Origin of the sequence: Niallia sp. FSL M8-0099, assembly GCF_038006945.1 — a bacterium.
In the GTDB taxonomy this organism is placed as follows: Bacteria; Bacillota; Bacilli; order Bacillales; family Cytobacillaceae; genus Niallia; species Niallia circulans.
In genome coordinates this window covers 2,512,023-2,533,386 of record NZ_JBBOWF010000001.1, presented here as the reverse complement: position 1 = coordinate 2,533,386, position 21,364 = coordinate 2,512,023, and the positions used below count along the sequence as shown (strand labels likewise).

The 21,364-nt window shown below is 35.1% G+C and carries 19 protein-coding genes; 15 read left to right on the top strand and 4 right to left on the bottom strand.

Annotated elements, in window-relative coordinates; translation table 11 throughout:
* Nucleotides 1-187 precede the first annotated feature (187 nt).
* From dinG to NSQ92_RS12490, 7 genes are all read left to right on the top strand, one after another.
* A complete protein-coding gene (dinG, locus tag NSQ92_RS12520) occupies nucleotides 188-2,968 on the top strand; it encodes an ATP-dependent DNA helicase DinG (RefSeq protein ID WP_341152825.1) in 2,781 nt (926 codons plus the stop codon).
* 215 nt (nucleotides 2,969-3,183) lie between these two features.
* Nucleotides 3,184-3,657 (top strand): cell wall elongation regulator TseB-like domain-containing protein, encoded by a 474-nt coding sequence (locus NSQ92_RS12515; protein WP_047940391.1) that lies wholly within the window; start codon nucleotides 3,184-3,186, stop codon nucleotides 3,655-3,657.
* A 22-nt stretch (nucleotides 3,658-3,679) separates the two neighbouring features.
* Nucleotides 3,680-4,879, top strand: a complete 1,200-nt coding sequence (locus NSQ92_RS12510) for a pyridoxal phosphate-dependent aminotransferase (protein WP_047940392.1) — start codon at nucleotides 3,680-3,682, stop codon at nucleotides 4,877-4,879.
* A gap of 346 nt (nucleotides 4,880-5,225) precedes the next feature.
* Nucleotides 5,226-6,521 (top strand): asparagine--tRNA ligase, encoded by a 1,296-nt coding sequence (gene asnS / locus NSQ92_RS12505; protein ID WP_047940393.1) that lies wholly within the window; start codon nucleotides 5,226-5,228, stop codon nucleotides 6,519-6,521.
* Between the two features lie 190 nt (nucleotides 6,522-6,711).
* Entirely contained in the window at nucleotides 6,712-7,422 is a 711-nt protein-coding gene (locus tag NSQ92_RS12500; protein WP_061796476.1) for a DnaD domain-containing protein, read from the top strand.
* Between the two features lie 283 nt (nucleotides 7,423-7,705).
* Nucleotides 7,706-8,362 (top strand): endonuclease III, encoded by a 657-nt coding sequence (nth, locus tag NSQ92_RS12495; RefSeq protein WP_047940395.1) that lies wholly within the window; start codon nucleotides 7,706-7,708, stop codon nucleotides 8,360-8,362.
* Nucleotides 8,362-8,877: a YpoC family protein gene (locus tag NSQ92_RS12490; RefSeq protein ID WP_053215562.1), complete on the top strand. Its 516-nt coding sequence runs from the start codon at nucleotides 8,362-8,364 to the stop codon at nucleotides 8,875-8,877. Before nth ends, NSQ92_RS12490 begins: the two co-directional genes overlap by 1 nt.
* 173 nt (nucleotides 8,878-9,050) lie before the next feature.
* Here NSQ92_RS12490 and NSQ92_RS12485 read toward each other — a convergent pair whose 3' ends face one another.
* Together NSQ92_RS12485 and recU are read right to left on the bottom strand one after the other, a co-directional pair.
* A complete protein-coding gene (locus NSQ92_RS12485) occupies nucleotides 9,051-11,756 on the bottom strand; it encodes a penicillin-binding protein 1A (protein ID WP_095320639.1) in 2,706 nt (901 codons plus the stop codon).
* 36 nt (nucleotides 11,757-11,792) lie between these two features.
* Complete coding sequence (recU, locus tag NSQ92_RS12480; protein WP_047940397.1) at nucleotides 11,793-12,398, bottom strand: Holliday junction resolvase RecU; 606 nt, start codon at nucleotides 12,396-12,398, stop codon at nucleotides 11,793-11,795.
* Nucleotides 12,399-12,487: 89 nt separating this feature from the next.
* Here recU and NSQ92_RS12475 point away from each other — a divergent pair, with 89 nt between their 5' ends.
* The 4 genes from NSQ92_RS12475 to NSQ92_RS12460 all read left to right on the top strand — a co-directional run bounded on the left by NSQ92_RS12475 (nucleotide 12,488) and on the right by NSQ92_RS12460 (nucleotide 14,973).
* Nucleotides 12,488-13,462, top strand: a complete 975-nt coding sequence (locus NSQ92_RS12475) for a DUF2515 domain-containing protein (RefSeq protein WP_047940398.1) — start codon at nucleotides 12,488-12,490, stop codon at nucleotides 13,460-13,462.
* A 144-nt stretch (nucleotides 13,463-13,606) separates the two neighbouring features.
* On the top strand, nucleotides 13,607-13,861 hold the full coding sequence (locus NSQ92_RS12470) for a hypothetical protein (protein WP_047940399.1): 255 nt from the start codon (nucleotides 13,607-13,609) through the stop codon (nucleotides 13,859-13,861).
* A gap of 51 nt (nucleotides 13,862-13,912) precedes the next feature.
* Complete coding sequence (locus NSQ92_RS12465; protein WP_047940400.1) at nucleotides 13,913-14,284, top strand: YppE family protein; 372 nt, start codon at nucleotides 13,913-13,915, stop codon at nucleotides 14,282-14,284.
* Nucleotides 14,285-14,460: 176 nt separating this feature from the next.
* A complete protein-coding gene (locus NSQ92_RS12460) occupies nucleotides 14,461-14,973 on the top strand; it encodes a YppG family protein (protein WP_341132638.1) in 513 nt (170 codons plus the stop codon).
* A gap of 62 nt (nucleotides 14,974-15,035) precedes the next feature.
* Here the strand turns inward: NSQ92_RS12460 and NSQ92_RS12455 are convergent, their stop codons facing one another.
* Together NSQ92_RS12455 and NSQ92_RS12450 are read right to left on the bottom strand one after the other, a co-directional pair.
* A complete protein-coding gene (locus NSQ92_RS12455) occupies nucleotides 15,036-15,188 on the bottom strand; it encodes a YpzG family protein (RefSeq protein WP_082138221.1) in 153 nt (50 codons plus the stop codon).
* Between the two features lie 150 nt (nucleotides 15,189-15,338).
* Entirely contained in the window at nucleotides 15,339-15,821 is a 483-nt protein-coding gene (locus tag NSQ92_RS12450) for an Hsp20/alpha crystallin family protein (RefSeq protein ID WP_047940401.1), read from the bottom strand.
* Nucleotides 15,822-16,045: 224 nt separating this feature from the next.
* On the opposite strand from NSQ92_RS12450, the gene NSQ92_RS12445 reads away from it, so the two are divergent.
* The 4 genes from NSQ92_RS12445 (at nucleotide 16,046) to NSQ92_RS12430 (ending at nucleotide 21,204) form a co-directional block, all read left to right on the top strand.
* Nucleotides 16,046-16,834, top strand: a complete 789-nt coding sequence (locus NSQ92_RS12445) for an alpha/beta fold hydrolase (RefSeq protein ID WP_047940402.1) — start codon at nucleotides 16,046-16,048, stop codon at nucleotides 16,832-16,834.
* Nucleotides 16,835-16,913: 79 nt separating this feature from the next.
* Nucleotides 16,914-19,196, top strand: coding sequence for a DEAD/DEAH box helicase (locus tag NSQ92_RS12440; RefSeq protein WP_047940403.1), 2,283 nt, complete (start codon nucleotides 16,914-16,916; stop codon nucleotides 19,194-19,196).
* A 10-nt stretch (nucleotides 19,197-19,206) separates the two neighbouring features.
* On the top strand, nucleotides 19,207-20,463 hold the full coding sequence (locus NSQ92_RS12435) for a ribonuclease H-like domain-containing protein (protein ID WP_047940404.1): 1,257 nt from the start codon (nucleotides 19,207-19,209) through the stop codon (nucleotides 20,461-20,463).
* A gap of 396 nt (nucleotides 20,464-20,859) precedes the next feature.
* Nucleotides 20,860-21,204, top strand: a complete 345-nt coding sequence (locus NSQ92_RS12430) for a CotD family spore coat protein (RefSeq protein ID WP_047940405.1) — start codon at nucleotides 20,860-20,862, stop codon at nucleotides 21,202-21,204.
* The last annotated feature ends 160 nt before the right edge of the window (nucleotides 21,205-21,364 follow it).

The window sequence follows — 21,364 nt, the reverse complement described above, 5'->3', positions numbered from 1 at the left end:
TGATTCGGATTTCTATTTGGTTGGAATATTTATGTTCCAACCTTTTTTTTCGTTTATTTTTCTCTAAAGTGTAAAAGTAACGAAAAAAAAAGCACAATAAAAGAATCATTACATAAAGCAGGAACATCTTTCCCTTTTTTCATTTTTATGATACCGTTTGATTGACTGAAAGTTTGAGGTGGACGTAATGAGTAACAAATTTGTAGTAGTTGATTTGGAGACAAACGGTAATTCTCCGAGAAAAGGGGATCGAATCATACAGTTTGCAGCGGTGGTTATAGAGAATGGGAAGATTGTTGAGGAGTACTCTTCCTTACTTAATCCTCTTCAGCCGATAACTCCGTTTATTGAAGAATTAACTGGAATCACAGATGAAATGGTGGAATCAGCACCAATTTTCGAAGAAATAGCAGACAAAATTGTTCATTTATTAGAAGATGCTTATTTTGTTGCACATAATGTTTTATTTGATTTATCTTTTTTAAATGAAGAGCTAGAACAGGCAGGTTGTAGACAATTTTATGGTCCTATCCTTGATACAGTCGAACTAGCAAGGATTTTATACCCTACAGCAGACAGTTATAAATTAACAGACCTTGCCGCACAGGAAGGGATTGTCCATACAAGACCACATCAGGCTGATAGTGATGCTTATGTGACAGCAGAACTATTGCTTTTATTGCTAAAGAAACTGAATGCACTGCCTCAAGTTACGACAAAGCAATTAGAATTTCTAAGTTCATCGCTAAAAAGCGATTTAGATATTTATTTACAAACATTACTTCAAGAGAAACAATCAAAAGTTGAGTATATACCTGAAAGCTGGGAAATATATCGTGGATTAACACTTAAAAGATTACCTAATAATTTGATTAGTAGCCAAAGTAAAGATTATACTGTTTCTTTTGATGTAAATAATGTTGAAAAACGAATGAAAGATACTTTGTCTTTTTATCAAAAAAGAGAAGGACAGCTAGAAATGATGAATGCCGTTCATCAAGCACTAACAAGTAATCAGCATGGGCTTATTGAAGCTGGTACCGGTGTCGGAAAGTCTCTTGGTTATTTAGTGCCAGCAGCTTATTTTTCGATAGAGAATAAAGAGCAAGTTATTATTAGTACATTTACAACTCAGTTACAGGAACAACTGTTTCATAAAGACTTGCCTTTGCTTAAAAGAATTCTTCCGTTTCCTATTACTTATACGCTTTTAAAAGGCAGAAATCACTATATTAGTTTAGATAAATTTGAAATATCTCTAAAGGAGCAAGAGGATAACTATGATATTGTTTTAACAAAAATGCAGATTTTAGTGTGGTTAACCGAAACCGAAACGGGAGATAAAGATGAATTAAATTTAACAAGCGGTGGAATAAATTATTGGGAAAAAATAAAAAATGACGGAAATTTTTCATTACCAATTTCAAAAGAATGGGCCCAGAAGGATTTTTATCGGAGAACCCGGAATGCTGCTCAAAAGGCTAATATGATTATTACGAATCATGCTTTGCTTGTAAAAGATCTAACAGCAGATCAACATTTGCTTCCATCTTATCATTATGCCATTATCGATGAGGGCCATCATTTTGAAAAAACAGCTACTAAGCATTTTGGTTTCCGCTTTTCATATGTAGCCGTACGATTAAGTATTAATGCGATTGGGACGACAGATCAAAAGCAGCTTATGTATCATTTAGAACATTTGCTAGGTGATTTATCTCTAACGGAAAAAGTGGAATTCAATCAATTTATTTTATCGTTACATGTAGAATTAGATGAACTGTTTCGTGCTGTTCTACGTTATGTGAAAAAAACAAATCAGTCAAGTAAAGAAGGAAAAGGCAGCTACCGTTTAAAGAAAACCGAAACAGGAGATTGGAATGCAGTCAAAAGCGTTGCAGAGAGAATGGTTTTTCTATGGAAGGATGGAAGAAACGCGCTTGGAGAGAAAGTGCTTCGATTAAAAGAGCAAAATAGAAAATTTAGCTCTTCGCAAATGCTTGTAGTTGAACGAATTGAATCGATATTAAATGACTGGCAAATATATATTAATCATTTGCGAGAGATGTTTTTGCGTGAAGGAGACAATATAGCCTGGTTGGAAGCAGATAAGAAAAGTTTTCCTAATAATGCTGTTTTGTATACACAGCCATCTTCTGTTGCAGAACCTTTACAGAATCGTTTTTTTAATCAGAAACAAAGTATTGTTTTTACCTCCGCAACTATAACTGTAAATAATTCATTTGATTACTATTTGAAAGTTTTAGGGCTAGGGAAAAACCAGTTAGAGGTTCAAATTGATTCCCCATTTAAGTATGAGAAACAAGTACAGCTGCTTATTCCAACAGATGTACCCGAAGTGAATACAGTCTCATTAAATGAGTATGTATCGACTATTGGCGAACAAATCATTAATATCGCGCAAGCTACAAAAGGGAGAATGCTTATTCTTTTCACTGCAAATGATATGCTGAAAAAGACATATGATTACATGAAAGAAAGTGGCTGTCTAGAAGAATATGCTATTTTGGCCCAAGGAATTACTAATGGAAGCCGAATGAGATTAACACGTAATTTTCAACGATACGATAAGGCGATATTATTGGGAACAAATAGTTTTTGGGAAGGCATTGATATTCCAGGAGAAGACTTAACCTGCCTAATTATTGTTAGACTTCCCTTTTCTTCACCAGAAGATCCTTTAACAGAAGCGAAAAATGAACGCATTAAGAATGAGGGTGGAAATCCGTTTTTAGAAAATAGTCTTCCAGAGGCAGTTTTGCGATTTAAACAAGGATTCGGAAGATTAATTCGTACAGAAGAAGATAAAGGATTTATAATTGTATTTGATCGGCGCATTGTTACCACTTCTTATGGGGAAACATTTTTAAAGTCTATTCCTGCTGTACCAATTAAGCAGCAAAATAATGCCAAAATGGTCGAGTTTATTGAAAAGTGGCTGAAGTAGAAGTAGATAACCCTTCTGTTATCTTATTGATGCAGCTTGCATACACATCAACTTTTAAAGGAACAGAATTTCTGTTAAAAAATAGAAAAGGAAGTGGATGCAGGCTGGTCATTTCTCGAAAAAACTACTGATTATTAGTATTATTATTTCTTTCTGTTTATAAATCCTGTTATAATAACCTATGTATAAAATATTGTATTAAAGAAGTGATGAAAATGAAGAAATGGATTTGGATAATTGTCGTTGTTGTTCTTATTGGACTAGCTGTAAGTATTAATACATATGTTCAAGCGATGAAGCCTGTTAAATCTGCAAGGGAAGTAGCGGAAGATATTGCTAAGAAAGAAGTCGATTTGAAAGAAGTCGACAACTTTCAATTATATAATGGCAAGGAAGCCTATTATATTTTAGAAGGTAAAAACGATGATAATAAGGATATTATTGTTTGGATTAATGAAAAAACCCATAAAGTTACCGAGAAATTGAAAAAAGATGGGCTGACCAAACAAGAAGCGCTTAATATATTATTATCGAAGCAGACGCCAGAAAAAGTCAATCATGTGCGTTTAGGAATGTATGATGGCATACCGGTATGGGAGATCTATTCTCATACAAATAAAGACTCCATAAACTATCATTGGATAGACTTTGAAACAGGAGAAATTCTTTTAACAATTGAAAATTATTAACCAATAGGAGTGGTAAATAACAATGAAAATTCAGTTAGCACAAAGAGTGAATGCATTAACTCCATCAACAACTTTGGCCATTACTGCAAAAGCAGCTAGTTTAAAAGCAGATGGTCATGATGTGATCGGTTTAGGAGCTGGAGAGCCTGATTTTAACACTCCTCAAAATATTATTGACGCTGCAGTTAGAAGCATGAATGAAGGACATACAAAATACACTCCAGCATCAGGTTTACAAGCATTAAAAAAGGAAATTGCGGCAAAGTTAAAGCGAGATCAACAGCTGGATTATGAAACAAATCAGATTATCGTCACAAATGGAGCAAAACATGGATTATATACTTTGTTCCAAGTAATTTTGGACAAAGGGGACGAAGTTATTATCCCTACGCCTTATTGGGTTAGTTATCCAGAACAAGTGAAGCTGGCAGAAGGAGAGCCTGTTTTTATTAAAGGTTATGAATCAAATGAATTTAAGATTACCCCAGAACAATTAAAAGAGGCTATTACTTCCAAAACGAAAGCAATCATTATCAATTCACCAAGTAATCCAACTGGAATGATCTATACAGAAGAAGAATTAAAAGCAATTGGGGAGATTTGTCTAGAACATAATATTTTAATTATATCTGATGAAATTTATGAAAAGTTAGTTTATGGAGATAACAAGCATGTATCAATTGCTTCTTTATCCCCTGAACTGAAGAAAGCCACTATTATTATCAATGGGGTTTCAAAATCTCACTCCATGACTGGCTGGAGAATTGGCTATGCAGCGGGTTCTAAAGAAATTATTACAGCGATGACAAATCTAGCGAGTCACAGTACTTCAAACCCGACGACACCATCTCAGTATGCAACGATAGAAGCATATGCAGGCCCGCAAGATTCAGTCGAAGAAATGCGTCAAGCATTTAATAAGCGCTTAGATATTATTCATGAAAAATTAAATAATATTCCTGGGTTTTCATGTCTAAAACCCCAAGGAGCGTTTTATCTTTTCCCTAATGTGCAAAAGGCTGTAGAATTAACTGGATTTAAGTCTGTAGATGAGTTTTCAACAGCTTTATTAGAAGAGGCATTAGTAGCAGTTGTTCCAGGTTCAGGATTTGGAGCAGATAGTTACATCCGACTATCTTATGCAACATCACTTGAAAAACTAGAAGCAGCAGTAACGCGAATGGAGCAATTTGTCGAAAAAAAAATAGTCGTTAACAAGTAAAGTTTTATTAGTAGAGTATGCCCACAAAGATACTATTTCTTTTAGGGCATTCTTTCTTTTTCTGTTATTTATTTTTGAAGAGAAATTGACCGGAGTAGGATTAAATAAAAGAAAAGTCGTTGTATACGCTAATATTATCCTGGAAGGTGATCGATAGTGTTGATTGTCTACAGATGTAAAGGTATAATGTTTTGGTAGAATATTTTTTTATGGTGTAGAATGATTTCTATTAAATCTGCTACTAAGAGTAGAAACAATCGGTCGTTAATCCCATTTATTTTTCTATAGGGTGTACCGAAGTATCTATTTAAGTACATATATTTATTTGTTTTTGGAGGAGTTAATCGTGATTAAAGCAACTATTGCCGAGTTACCAAAATATGTTGATAAAGAGGTTAAAGTAGGCGCGTGGATTGCCAACAAGCGTTCTAGCGGAAAAATTGCCTTTTTACAACTTCGCGACGGATCAGGATTTGTACAAGGAGTTATTGTCAAAAGTGACGTAGCAGAGGAAGTTTTCCAAACAGCTAAATCAATTACTCAAGAATCATCTGTATATGTCACTGGTACTGTTCAAAAGGATGAACGTTCTCCGTTTGGATATGAGTTATTAGTAACAAATATTGAATTGATTCATACTTCAACAGATTACCCGATAACGCCAAAAGAACATGGAACAGAGTTCTTGATGGATAATCGTCATTTATGGTTACGTTCTAAGCGCCAGCATGCAGTAATGAAAGTAAGAAATGAAATAATACGTGCAACATATGAATTTTTTAATGAAAACGGCTTTGTAAAAGTCGATCCACCAATTCTGACAGGAAGTGCTCCTGAGGGTACAACAGAACTATTTGCAACTAAGTATTTTGAGGAAGATGCTTATCTGTCACAAAGTGGACAACTTTATATGGAAGCAGCTGCAATGGCTTTAGGAAAGGTGTTTTCATTTGGCCCTACATTCCGTGCCGAAAAATCTAAAACTCGTCGTCATTTAATCGAGTTTTGGATGATTGAGCCTGAAATGGCATTTGTAGAGTTTGATGAGAATTTAGAAGTTCAAGAACAATACGTATCATATGTTGTTCAATCTGTGTTGAAAAATTGTCAGCTTGAGCTTAACACTTTAGGAAGAGATGTTTCTAAATTAGAGAAAATCACTGCTCCTTTCCCTAGAATAAGCTATGACGATGCAATCACATTCTTACATGAAAAAGGCTTTGATGATATCGAATGGGGAGATGACTTTGGGTCTCCGCATGAAACAGCGATTGCGGAAAGTTTTGATAAGCCTGTGTTTATCACACATTATCCAACTAAAATTAAACCTTTCTATATGCAGCCAGACCCTGAAAGAGAAGATGTTGTCCTTTGCGCAGATTTAATTGCTCCAGAAGGCTATGGTGAAATTATTGGTGGTTCTGAGCGTATCCATGATATGGATCTATTAAATAAACGTGTAGAAGAGCATCAGCTAGATCCAGAAACATACAAATGGTATCTAGAACTAAGAGAATATGGTTCAGTACCTCATTCTGGTTTTGGTCTTGGATTAGAAAGAACAGTTGCTTGGATTACAGGAGTGGAGCATGTTCGTGAAACGATTCCATTCCCAAGATTATTAAATCGTCTATATCCTTAATCAACAAGGGTAGAAAATACGGAAAGTTTAGGAGGAAGACCTCACAGCGAATACACAGTGTGAGGTTTTCATCTTTGATAACATTCCTTGTTTTCTCCCTTCTTCTTTTTGTTAACTATTGCTAGGTTTGGGTGATTTTCATTATTACATGCTTATTGCCAACATGATATACTTAATTAGAGGTGTCCTTATGAATAAAACAATTTTTTTAAAATGGCTGCAAGAAGGGAATGTAAATATTCCTTCCACACTTCTAACACATTACAAACATTTAAAAATAAATGAAAAAGAATTAGTTCTTTTACTGCAAGTACATTATTACTTAGAACGAGGGAAGGATTTTCCGACCCCTGCAGAAATAGCTGCGCAAATGACGATAGATATTAATGAATGTCATGAATTATTGAGTCAACTTATCCGCAAAGGCTTTATCGACATATTAGATGGAAATAGTGATACTGGAATCCGATTTGAGAGATATTCATTAGAGCCTCTTTGGAATAAATTAATTGAGCAATTTCTCCTAAATAATAAAAAAGAAGAAGAAGCTTTAATAGAAAAAGAAGAATCAGATTTATATACTTGTTTTGAAAGAGAATTTGGAAGACCATTGTCTCCTTTTGAAATTGAAACGTTAAATATGTGGGTTGACGACGATCAGCATGAAATAGTAATTATAAAAGCAGCGCTTAGGGAAGCTGTGATTTCAGGTAAATTAAATTTTCGTTATATTGACCGAATCTTGTTTGAATGGAAAAAGAACGGAATTAAGACAATCGAGCAAGCAAAGAGCCATGGGAAAAAGTTTAGACAGCATCAATCTGTTGGTTATAAAGCAGAACAATCAGAAGAATCTTCTAACAACAAGACTGTGCCATTTTATAATTGGTTGGATCAATAATCTTTTGATGGAGAAGAAGGATGTATAGGCAAAAATAAGCAGGAGGCTCCTTTTTTCTTTCCTCCTGAGTACTAATTGTTCTTCCTAATATAGGATAAAAAGTAGCATACTTGTGTAAAAAAGCAACATTGAAAGCTAGGATTGTCACTAGAATAACGTTTAGACTTTCATTAAAACATCTATCAAATAGAAAGATTTCTTAGGTAGATAGATGTTAGTCTTACTATTCTTAGGATGACCCTTTTTTTTATAGAGAGTAAGTATATTCATTTCGGAGGATCACATGTTAAAAAAAGATGAAATTAGATATTGTCTAGATACGATGGGAGAGATGTTTCCAGAAGCGCATTGTGAATTAGTTCATTCTAATCCGTTTGAATTAGTGATTGCCGTATCATTATCTGCCCAGTGTACCGATGCCCTTGTTAATAAGGTAACAAAAAATTTATTTCAAAAATATAAAACACCAGAAGATTATTTGAGTGTTCCCTTAGAAGAATTACAGAATGATATTCGTTCGATCGGCTTATATCGAAATAAAGCCAAAAATATTCAAAAACTATGCCAAATGGTTTTAGACAAATATAATGGGGAAATACCAATGGATCGGGATGAACTGATTAATTTACCTGGTGTCGGAAGAAAAACGGCTAATGTCGTTGTTTCTGTCGCTTATAATATTCCCGCTATTGCTGTTGATACACATGTGGAGAGAGTTAGTAAGCGATTAGGTTTTTGTCGTTGGAAAGACTCCGTTTTAGAAGTAGAGAAAACACTTATGAAAAAAGTTCCCAAAGAGGAATGGTCTGTAACGCATCATCGTATGATCTTTTTTGGAAGATATCACTGTAAAGCTCAAAACCCGCAATGCGAGGCTTGTCCACTACTAGCATTGTGCCGAGAAGGGAAAAAGAGAATGAAGACGAAGGGGATAGTCTAATGGCTAACAATCAATTAGATGCACCACCTGAGCTTATATATGGACCGTTCCCAGCTGTAAAGCAATTTCCTAGTATCGCTCCGGATAGCTTTGAACTAATGCCAGCTTTTTTGCATGAGGCTAATTACTATCATAATAAGGTAGTTTATCAGCCATGGAACAAAGCAAACTTTTCTGAGTGTGTAAAATTGGTTTTTGATAAGTGGAGACAGCTTAAACAGGAAATACAATTATTTGTGAAAGAAAGAGATTCTAATAGGCTTCAACAAGGACTAACGATTGGAGTGGAATACTTTTTAGAATGTTTATATTGGGTTAACGAAAAACCGGTCACATTTAAAAATGGTTTAGTAGATCCTAGTTTAGAAGTAAAACCTTTCAATTTAGAAGATCGACTTCAGTTTATATTAAAAAGATTAAATGGTTATCATTCCTTTAAACAGCTGGATGAGCTATATAAAGAATTAGAAAAACAGTTTGCGATTAAATTAGTAAGATTAAAGAGAAGCAATTAAATAGTAGAAAAAGCTGGAACATAAATGTTCTATCAAAAAAACCCCAACCAATTATACGGAGGTGATAACTTTGTATAATTGGTTGGGTTTTTTATTCATTAATAAAAGAGGTCAGGTTAATTTAACTAATTATTTAACAGGGGGAGGGAAGTCCCCGCTGTTGGAAGTTCGTTTTATTGAGAATCATTTTGATTTTGTTCTCTATTACGGTTCTGGTTCTGGTTCTGGTTAGGTTCATTACTATTAGGATGATTATTTTGTCCAGTATTATTGTTACCAGTATTGTTATTATCATTATTGTTATTGTTATTGCCATTGTTGTTCTCGCCATTATTACCATTGTTATTGCCATTGTTGTTATCTTGATCGTTGTGATTTTCATCCCCATTGTCTGAGTCATCATTGTCGCCATTATCTTGATTGTCCTCAGAATCTTCGCCGTTAGGATCGTCTTGCTTATCCTCGTCATCTATTGTCTCATTCGGTTCCTCTGGCGGCTGTTCCTCAATTTTTTCTGGTACAGTAATACTAGCAGACGCAGGATCACTTTCTTGATCACCTTTAATTGCTTTTACGGCGAAGTTATAGGTGCTGCCAGGAGTAGGTTTAGCGATTTTTAAACTTGTGTCAGAAGTGACAGTTAATTGCTCACTAGCTCCACCATCTACACTGACGCTGACATCAAATTTAATGCCATCTTTTTTGCCATAATTCCAAGATAAGTCAATTTCATCACTGTTTTCATTATAACTAGCTTTTACTCCATTTGGTGCATCTGGTTTATTATATTTCTGTGATACCTCATTAAGAATATTTCCTTTTACCGCATATTCGGTCAGTATTTGACTACTTGGTGTATAGGAACTTGCTAACCGCGCCGGATAGGTTCCTTTCTCAATTTTAACGGTTTCCACACTATCTGGTTTCTTGAAATCCGCTGTTTCTACCCCTTCAGAAATATGCCCCATGACAGCTTTGAAAATTTGTTGGGCAACTTTCTGATTAGCACCGGGCGTGAGTGGATTTTTTCGTTCCGTATATCCGGTCCATACAGCCATGGTGAAATTCGTTGTGTAACCAGCGAACCAGGCGTCAGGAACACTTTTAGAATTCGTTATGCCCCATTTAGTTCGTTCTTCTTGTGAATAGTTGGTTGTTCCTGTTTTACCAGCAACAGGCAATCCAGGAATATTTGCAAGTTTTCCTGTTCCATCGCTGCTTGTAAGAACGCCTTTTAGCATATCAGATATAAGGAATGCTGTATAATCTTGCATGACAACTTTTGATTTAGGTTCCATATTTATCTTTGTACCATCTTTTAATTTAAAGGATCGCACAGCATGAGGTGCATTATATACTCCTTCATTACCAAAGGCGCTATAAGCTCCAGCCATTTCTAGTGTGCTAGCTTCAAACGCTCCGATTGCATATGATTCATATGCTTCCTCAAGCGGGATACCAAGATTCACGGCAAATTCTTTAGCATTTTCAGCACCAACAGCTTGGAATGCTTTAAGAGCAGGGATATTTCTTGACATTTCTAACGCTTTTCGCATAGTCATAGAGCCTTTATAGCTGTTATCCCAGTTGCTTATCGGTGTTCCGTCTGAATAGGTACTGCGTTCATCTACGATTGTTTGATAAGTACCCCATTTTAAATGTTCAATTGCTGGACCATAATCTAAGATTGGCTTAGCTGTTGATCCTGGCTGGCGCTTCATATCTGTTGCATAGTTTGTGCCTAGCTTTACTTCAGGATCACGATCTCCGCCAAGTGCTAAAATACCGCCTGTTTTTGTATCCAACAATGTAATTCCAGCTTGGAAATCTTTGTCAGGGAAAGGAACGATTTCTCCTTCATACATTAATTTTTCCACATATTCCTGAGCTTTCTGATCCATTGTTGTATAAATTTCTAATCCATCTGTAAATACATTAACATCCGGATATTTTTTCTCAATTTCGGCAATAACTTGTTTTATAAATGGATCAAATGGCAAGTCATTTGATTTACGTTTTTCTTTTGCCACTAATGTATCTTCCACAGAAGTCTTTTGAGCTTTTTCCATTTCCGCTTTAGAAATATAGCCATGCTGGTGCATTAAAGATAAGACGATATTACGTCTTTTCTCTGCTCTTTCCGGATTATTAAACGGATTATACGCATTTGGCGCCTGTGGCATTCCTGCTAAGAGGGCAGCCTCAGGTAAGGTTAATTCATCTAAGCTTTTATCAAAATAGACTCTGGCTGCGGTTTTCACGCCGCTCATATTTTCAGACATAAAGATTTTATTGACATACATTTCAAATATTTCTTCTTTTGAGTATTTCCGTTCTAATTCAAGAGCCAGCCATGCTTCTTGTGCTTTTCGGCTTAATGTTTTTTGCGGCTGGTTAAAGAAGAAGTTTTTCACTACTTGTTGTGTAATCGTACTTGCTCCTTCAGAACCAAACCCATCTCGGAAGTTTGCAATAACAGCTCCGCCTAGGCGAATAGGATCAATTCCATGATGCTTAAAAAATCGCGAATCCTCGGTTGCGATAAACGCATCTTTCACTAAATCAGGAATATCTTCATAGTTTACATAGTCTCGGTTTACGGCACCTACTTTGGCTATTTCATCATTGTTTTTGTCATAGATAGTAGAAGAAATAGGATCCTTTAATGTCTCTGGATTTAATTCAGGTGCGTCTTTTACCATAATAGCAAAGGTCACACCACCGGCAATAATGCCGATAATGCCGATTGTTAATAAAATAAGCAGAACGCGCTTAAACAAATTCTTGCCGCTTTTTTTCTTTGCTTTTTTAGGAGCTTTTTTCTTAGAGGCTTCAAGTTGTTTACGGCGCTCCTCTCGCGTTTGATATTTATCTGTCATAATTATTCCTACCTTTCTTTCTAAAAACAAAAGGAATTAGTTAAAATCATAAATAGTATCGATTACTTTTATATAGTCAATTCGAGGTCGGTAACCTAGGCTGATGGAATGACCATTGCTTGCTAATTCTTGTTTTGTAATCGATTTTCTTCCCCCATTTATCATTCTTTCCCAAAATACAAATAGTTTTTCTGCATCTAAATAGAATATTTCATTAGTTTCAGAAAAGGAGATAATGACAAAGCAAATTCCTTGTTGCTCACATACCAACCGCATATGCTTGATTTGGTGTTCATGGAAGTTATTCAGCGGAAAGGAAGTTGTATGCTTCGTTTCTTTCGCTTCAAAGTCAATATATTTACCTCGATAAACACCATTATAGTCTGTAGTGGAAGCTTGTTTAAAATAGGCTTCTTTTATTACAGCAGCACTTCTTTTAGGGTAATCGACTTGGACTATTTGAACAGGCGTCGGCTTTTTATGTATGACTGCCTTTCCAAATTCTAAATAGTATTTATTGGTTTCGTTCAGATCATCCTCTAGTGTCATACCTCGATTACTATAATTTACCTTTTGGGGCGGCTTGGTATGTACGTTTTTTAAAGGAGTGTACCTTTTCCCATTTGGATAATGAATCTTCATTTTTTCACCTCACAAAGATTCTTTCAAAGTATAACTTATTGCAATCAACAAACAATAATACCATAAAGCGTTCATAAGAGGTGAACAATTTGATAGGTAAAAAATCATATTTTTCTTCATTGGAAGAAGAAAAACTTATTAATAGAATAAGACTAATTACCGATAAGTGCAACTTTGACAATATTTCGAGAACGAAAGCATATCTCCACTATTATAACAAACATAAAGAAATACAATGGGCGTTTCTTGCGAGTCAGGTTTCCCGAAATGCAGGCTGGAATATGTGCGATTTGAATGGAACTTGGCTCCCACAAGTAGTTAGTCAAGAAAAAAGACAGCAAATATTCTTAACTTACGAGAAAGCTAATTGGCTGATCTTTCATGATGCATACCCCCAATTATTACTCTATGAATATTCGACGAAAAAAAACTTGCCAATGTTTCATTTATTAAAATTTTTTCAAGTTTCCTCTTTTATGGAAGAAGAATGGAATTTCTATTGGGAGAATAAAAATAAGAAAAGATTAATGAATAGCTTAATTATTAATGAACAAAATGTTATTCAACAGCCTGTCATAGAAAACACAACAATTAAGCATCATGTTTTTCATTATCTTCCATATCTTTTTCAAGATTTTTTCCATTTTAACGCAGTCCTTTTTCCAACTTTGCAAGGAACACTTTATGGGGCAAGCGTTTCTAACTTCACATCACTAAGCGAACGGATTAAGCTTGGCAATACTTTAGCAAGTCTTTTATTTAAACCTAATTTATATCAAGAGTTTTATGATTTTGCAAGAAAAATAGAACATACAGGTTCGAGGAGTGATTATGAAAAATACATATACCCAAATTTAACCAATACGACACCTATTTTACGAGCTGCTTATCCAGTAGTGAGGCATCAATATATATTAAGAAATGATTGGTTTAAAAAGAATATCAAGAAAAAGTGGCGCATCCTGAAGGAACAGAAAGAACCTTTTCATATTACTGATTGGTATCTGAAAAAACAGCAGCAATTACATGCGCTTATTCGTCAGAAAAACAAATGGTTAACCTAATATTTGCTTAATCTTGTCGAAATTTAAACCAGTAATAAGAATATGTACTTTCTTTGCCGAATCTCTTCTAGTTTTGTCAACGATGCAGGATAGTTGCTAAAAAAAAAGAAAGAGTATATATCAAAATAGCCTGGAGGGATTTGCATGGAAAATGCTTATACAAAAGAAAAGTTATTGAATCTGTTAGAGGAAATCCAAGAGGAATTAGATACATTGGATGCAATGCTTTTAAATTCCTTTAATCAAAACATGCATCTTGTGAAGGAGCATATTACTTCTTTAAATGACATAGAAAGAGGAATCACTACTATGGAGAAAAAAATGGCAGCCAGTAAATTAACTATTCATACAGATGGTCCGCGACAACAAATGCCTCTTTACTTGAACTTGGCAAAGTAAATCGTTAAAATAAAATCATTAACGATAATAGGTAAAAATGGAGTGGCAAAATTGACGGAAAATCATCAATTGATGGAATATACAACTAAGCTTCTAGAAGCAGTAGAGTATGCATTAGATACGTTTTATAAAGTGAAGGAATCAGGAGTTGATAAGGATTTTTATGAGATTGTCCGACCTTTTGCCAATCAGATTAAAGAGCTTAATGATAAATGGAAGGAAATGGCGACAGAGTGGGTGCAGAAATCTAAGCCTGATTATTTGAATAAGATCCAAATAAATACAGCCGCTGATCATATTGAAATTATTTCCATTCAGGCATTTTTTACGCAAACAAGTAAAAAACGCTTTCTTGATTCAGCGAAATCTGTAAAATATATACTGCAAACATTACTGGATGCGTTAAAAAATGAAACGAAATAAGGATTAGTAAAAGGGAGATGAAATTTCTCTTTTTTTTTTTGCTTTTTTGTTAAATTTAAATTCCTGTTCCTTCTGAGATAACATAGAGGTCAAATTATTGGTACATCAATGCACAGTATAGGCGTTATTATCATATAGTAGATAAGGATATCTTTAACGTGGGAGGATAGAATTTCATGAATAAAGCATCTAATCAACAAAGCTGGAACATGCCACCTTATCAGACCGCTTATACGCATCCTGTGTCATCTGATAACAGACTATATCATCCATATATAAATCAAGGACAGTGGAATGGAGCAGGCATGAATGGACAAAATTTTTACAACATGCCACTAATGCAGCCGAATTATCAAAATAACCAATCGAATTATTACCACCCGCAAAATGCTTATAAAAACAATACACAAGATATATTCCAAAATCCACTTCATTATATGGAGAACAGTGAACTGAATCAATACACACCCAATTATATGAATCAAAGTCAAGGCTTTATGAATCCATATCCAAAGCAGTCCTTTATTCCGAAAAAACAAGGAAATATGAAAAGCATTATGAATTCTTTTAAATCACAAGATGGTTCTTTAGATTTTAATAAAATGATGGATACTGCAGGAATGATGATGAATGCAATGAATCAAGTAACAGGATTGGTAAAAGGAGTCGGGGGAATCTTTAAGGTGTAACATACCTTTAGGAAGCAATAAGCAGAGGCTGTCATGCGACAGCCTCAATTTCTTTTTCTCTACTACCAGCGGTGTGCTTTTGCATTACTTCTTAGAATGATATTATTCTGAGACATTTGCGTATGCCCATTTACTTGGGATTTAGAACGTTTAGGTCTCGTCCAATTGTGATGAAAAAGCGCAGAATGAGAATCTAACTGATCTCTATAACTCATCATATCACCTCAGGAAGTAAGATTAGAAAGAAATAGAAGGGATAGAAAAAGGATCTCTCCTTCTACCGTATGGAAGGAGAGGATATTCTTTTAACACCCACTAATATTATGTGCAGAGAAAGGAAAATTTACTCTTTCTGAATTTATGGATTAGTCTCGGTCTTCAATCATAATTTTTTTTCCTTTTTGTTTAGGGACTTTAATCGTAAGCAATCCATTTTGATAAGATGCCGTTACTTTTCTTTCATCAATTGGATGAGGAAATGCAATGCTTCGGCTGTTTCTTTTATACGTTTTACTTGTATGAAATGTTTTAGTCTGCGAATTTTCCTCTGTTAAAATTTCCTGATGATTAATACTGATAGTTAAATAATGATCATAGATGTCTAATTGAATTTGTTCTTTATTAACTCCAGGCAGCTCTGCCTTAATAATCGTAGCACCTTCTGTTTCATTTACACTCAGTGGAAAAGCCATATTAGGAAATGGGTTACTAAAAAATTCATCCATTTGCTGCAGAAAGTTTTTCACTGGCTTTTCCTGAAAAAACTGATTCATAGAACGCATGAACCCATTTAATGGCTGCGGTGTTTTTTCTTTTTTGTTTGGATCCATTGGGAAATTGGATGACATAATAAATTCACTCCTTACACTTAAAATATGAATGAAAGCTTTAAGTATTTCTTTTTTGCTTTAAAAATGGATATACTTTTTTCTACTATCCTATGCCCAATAGCTTGAATTGGTGTTTGGGTGTAAATTTTTTGAAATTCTATATAGTCAGAGGATGTTTCGTTCATCCATATAGAAAAAAAGTGATATATTAAAGGAAAAAGAAAGAAAGGAAGTTTTTAAAGATGAATCATATTGTAGTTGACAATGAACAACTATCCTATATAGAAGAAGGAAACGGAGAAACCGTTGTATTAATTCATGGTTTTTGTGGCAGTGTCGATTATTGGGAGTATATCATTCCACTCCTTTCTGAAAAGTATCATGTAATAGCAGTAGATCTAAGAGGACACGGCAGCTCTACCTATAGCGGTGAACCATTTGAGATAGAAGATTTAGCAAAGGACATAAATAGGCTGTTAAAAAAATTAGAGATAGAAAAAGTATATATGTTTGGTCATTCACTTGGGGGCTATGTAACATTGGCCTTTGCTGAACTTTTTGCAGAGCATTTAAAAGGCTTTGGCTTAGTACATTCCACTGCCTATTCTGATACAGAAGAAGGGAAAGAAGGCCGATTAAATGCTATTCGTAAAATCCAAAATTTTGGAATAAAAGAGTTTGTCAATGGGTTAATTCCTAATTTATTCGCAGATGAGTCACTAATGAATTTACCTGATGAAGTAGAAAAAGCAAAAAAAATTGGCTATCAAACCGATGGAATTGCGGCGATGGAGACACAAGCAGCAATGAGAAAAAGACCAGATAGAAATGGTGTAGTTGAACAGGCGAAGATTCCTGTTTTACTTATAAAGGGAACGAAGGATAAAGTGGTTTCCTTAGATCGCGTTACTTCTGCTTCAAATAGGAATGTCTCAGAAGTGCAATTAGAAACAGGGCATATGAGTATGCAGGAAGCACCAGAGAAGCTGGCAAATGCGATTCATTCCTTTATTTCGTCAAATAGTAAATAATGGCTGCTTTTTTCTTGTTAAAATCTCTTTCAAATCGAACGTCTATTCGATAAAATAGATGTATTAGAGGTGAAACAAAATGAAAGTACGTAAAAATCTTCAAGAAATTATAAAGGATTTAAAAACAAAAGATGAATATAAAGAGAGAATTTCTTTTTGGCATACAATTGAAGCGAAAGAGGCTGTTACCGTTCCGCTTCCAGATGATTTAATTCCTAATTTAAAAGATGCTTTGCAAAAGCGCGGGGTCACCCGGTTATATACACATCAACATTCCTCGTATCAGGCAATTCGAGAAGGGAAAAGCATCGTTGCTGTCACCCCAACAGCATCAGGTAAAACGCTTTGCTACAATCTGCCTGTCATCCAGTCGATTGCCGAGGACAAAAACGCTCGAGCATTATATATGTTTCCTACAAAGGCACTTGCACAGGATCAGAAAAGCGAATTGAATGAATTAATTGAAAGTGCAGAACTACAAATAAATAGTTATACATATGATGGAGATACACCTGCTTCTATTCGGCAGAAAGTTCGAAAAGCTGGCCATATTGTTATTACCAATCCAGATATGCTTCATTCTGCCATTTTGCCCCATCATACAAAATGGGTATCTCTATTTGAAAATCTTAAGTACGTCATTATCGATGAGCTCCATATATACAGAGGTGTATTCGGGAGTCATGTAGCCAATGTAATCCGTAGATTAAAGCGGATTTGTGCATTTTATGGCAGCAATCCTATTTTTATATGTACATCTGCTACGATTGCAAATCCAAAAGAATTAGCGGAAAACTTAACAGAACAACGTGTCCAATTAATAAATAACAATGGTGCTCCAAGTGGAAAGAAACATTTTGTTTTTTATAATCCTCCTATTGTGAATATCCCTTTGAATATAAGGAGAAGTGCTACTTTAGAAGTACGCCAATTAGCAGGAGAATTGTTGAAAAATAAAATTCAAACGATTATTTTTGCCAAAAGCCGTGTACGAGTAGAGATATTACTTACGTACTTACAGGAACTTGTCAAATTTCAGCTTGGACCTAAATCCATCCGCGGCTATCGAGGCGGCTATTTGCCAACAGAAAGAAGAGAAATTGAACAGGGATTACGTCAAGGCAATATTTATGGTGTGGTCAGTACAAATGCGTTAGAGCTAGGAGTGGACATTGGACAACTTCAAGCTTGTGTCATGACTGGATACCCTGGTACAATTGCAAGTTCGTGGCAGCAAGCAGGAAGAGCAGGCCGCAGGCATGATGAATCCCTTGTTATTATGGTCGCTAGCTCAAGTCCTCTAGATCAGTATATGGTGGCAAATCCAGATTATTTCTTTAGCAGAAATCCAGAAACGGCGAGAATAAATCCTGATAATCTTATTATTCTCATTGATCATATGAAATGTGCAGCTTACGAACTTCCTTTTAAAGAAGGGGATACTTTTGGCAATTGTGAGATTACCGAAATACTTGAATTTTTAACAGAAGAGCGCATTCTTTTTCAAAATGGGGATAAATGGTATTGGATGAATGATTCTTTTCCAGCTCATAATATTAGTCTCCGTTCTGCTTCTCAAGAAAATATCGTTATTATTGATATTTCGGATGTAAGTAAAAGCAGAGTAATTGGCGAAAGCGATCGCTTTTCAGCGATGACATTATTGCATGAAGAAGCAATTTATATGCATCAAGGAATACAATATCAAGTAGAAAAGCTTGATTGGGAAGAAAAGAAAGCATATGTCCGCGAGGTGAGTGTTGATTATTATACAGATGCAAATTTAGCGGTATCCTTAAAAGTGTTAGAAGAAGATAATAAAAGCAACTATCTAAAAGCAGAAACCGGATTTGGTGATGTCAGCATTGTTGCAATGAGCACTATTTTTAAAAAAATAAAATTTGAAACCCATGAAAATATTGGCTCTGGCCCGATTACTCTGCCAGAAGAGGAGCTCCATACAAATGCAGCATGGATATCTTTTCAGCCAAGTGATTTGGTATGGGAACAAGAGCAAACAGAACAGGGTCTATTAGGGGCTGCTCATGCATTAAAGCATATTGCCCCATTACTTGTCATGGCAGATCCACAAGATTTGCATGTAGTCCCACAAGTAAAAGCAGAACATAATGAAAAAGCAACAATATTCTTCTATGACCAATATCCTGGCGGGATTGGTTTAAGTAAGAAGATATATGAAGAAATGCCTGCCGTATTAAAAGAAGCAAAAAAAATGGTGAAAAATTGTTCCTGTGAATATGGCTGTCCTTCCTGCATAGGGACAGAGAGCCATGCGCATAACAGTAAAAGAGATGTAATGAAAATTCTCTCGCTTTTAGAGAATAGTGAGATTTCCATATAAGGGGATTAAAATGTCTATTAAAAATAAATTGAACAGAATGAAGACACATCTAAAAAAAGAAGAGCAGACCATACTTGTGAAAAATCTCGAAGCAAAAAAGGGGACAATCCCCTTTATGAAGGAGTGGGAACAGGAAAATGTCTTGCCATATTGGTTGGATAGTGAATACTGCTTAATTCGAGAAGTTCGCTATCCTCTCGATTATAAACACGGGAATTATACATTTCGAGATTTTTGTGGGGTGGTTGATGAATGGAATAAGGTAAGCTATGATCATCCCCTTTCTGCAAAAGGACATCAGCCCAAGGATTTATTCTTTTTTGATACAGAAACAACAGGACTTGGAGGCGGTGCAGGCAATACTATTTTTATTCTTGGTTATGCTCAGCTACAACAAGAGGAGATCGTTTTAAAACAGCATGTATTGCCACATCCTGGAGCAGAAGTGCCTTTATTTAATAGTTTCTTAGAGAATGTAGACTATACAACTCTCGTAACCTATAACGGCAAGGCCTTTGATTGGCCGCAAGTGAAAACAAGACATACGTTAATTAAGGAGCATGTACCAAACCTTCCTGAATTTGGTCACTTTGATTTGTACCACGCTTCCCGCCGTATGTGGAAGCATCGTTTAGAAAGAACAAAATTATCTATAGTGGAAGAAGAAATTCTCGGGGTAAAGCGGGAGAATGACATTCCTGGGTTTCTTGCTCCAATGATTTACTTTGATTTTGTAGAAAGAAAGAATCCTGAAGGAATGCTTGGCATCTTAAAGCATAATGAAATAGATATTCTTTCTTTAATTACCTTGTACACCCATCTAAGCAGTCAATTGTTAAGAAAAGATCAAAAAATCAGTGCAAGAGAGACTTTAGAGGTAGGGAAATGGTACGCAATTATCGGGCAAACAAATGTTGCTAAGCAAAACTTAGAGAGTATTAAGGAGCAGAATAAAGAAGAGCTTTTAGAAGCAGCTTTTTTATTAGCTAAGGAGTATAAAAGAGAGAAGAAGTTTGAGGATGCTCTTGGTTTGTGGCAAAAAATTGCGGAAACATATACAGGGAAGACGAATCAGGTCATGGTTATTCAATCATTAATTGAACTAGCAAAATTCGCTGAACATAAAGAGAAAAATCCTCAAAGAGCATTACAATTCACAAAAAAAGCGCAAAATCTACTTTATAAACAAGAAACATTAGGGAAGATGGAACAAGAACTTCAAAAAAGGCACGAACGTCTAGTTAGAAAACTGCATACGATTAAATGAAATAAATAATTCCATTAATCACCTAGTTGTATGTACTCTCGTTCCCTATTAAAATAGGAATGTATTCATTAAGTGAAATAATATTCTCTTTTAAAGAAGATAGGGAAAAGAAGTATTTTTCATAGAATGATAAACAGTCTAAATGAAATACTAATGGAGTGAACGAATTGTATAAAGTAGTTATGTGTTTATTTTTTGTGCTTGTTTGTTTAACCATCATCTTGTTTTCAACACTAAAAGACAGCTTTTACGCTTTTCTTTTATACAATTTTTTGCATCGATAAACAAAGCTTTAAAAAACATGACAAAATAGGTGTTTGTATTAGTACAAGATTATCCCTTTCAACATAAGTTGTTACTGTAAGATAACTAAATTATTTGAGAGGAGATTTTCTTATGCATTGTAAACCTAATCATATTTTACCTGCAGTAGTTCATCCGACAAAATGTTGCGTGAATAACACTTTTACAAATAATATTGTGCCGCATATCCACCCAACTCACACTACTACTGTAAATCATGTGAACTACGAGCACCAACATTTCTTCCCGCACACTCAATCTAGTGAGACAGTAGTAACTAATACTCAAGCTAATATGGGTCCTGCTCCAGCTCCATTCCCAACTGCACCTGCTGTTCCTCAAATGGGAGGAACTCCATTTACAGCAACTGGTCAATTCTTCCCAGGTCAAGCTGGTATGTCTGGAATGCCTGGTGGATTTCCATTCAGAAAACGATAAGGAAAAAACACAAGGTGCTTTTTAAGTTTCTTGTAGTTTGTAGACAAAGAGGACCAGAATGTTTTCATTCTAGTCCTCTTTGTCATTTTGGGTCTCGTATTATTATATTGTGTTATTTGCTATACAACGGAATCATTTTCCTTAAGTTGCACACTAATGA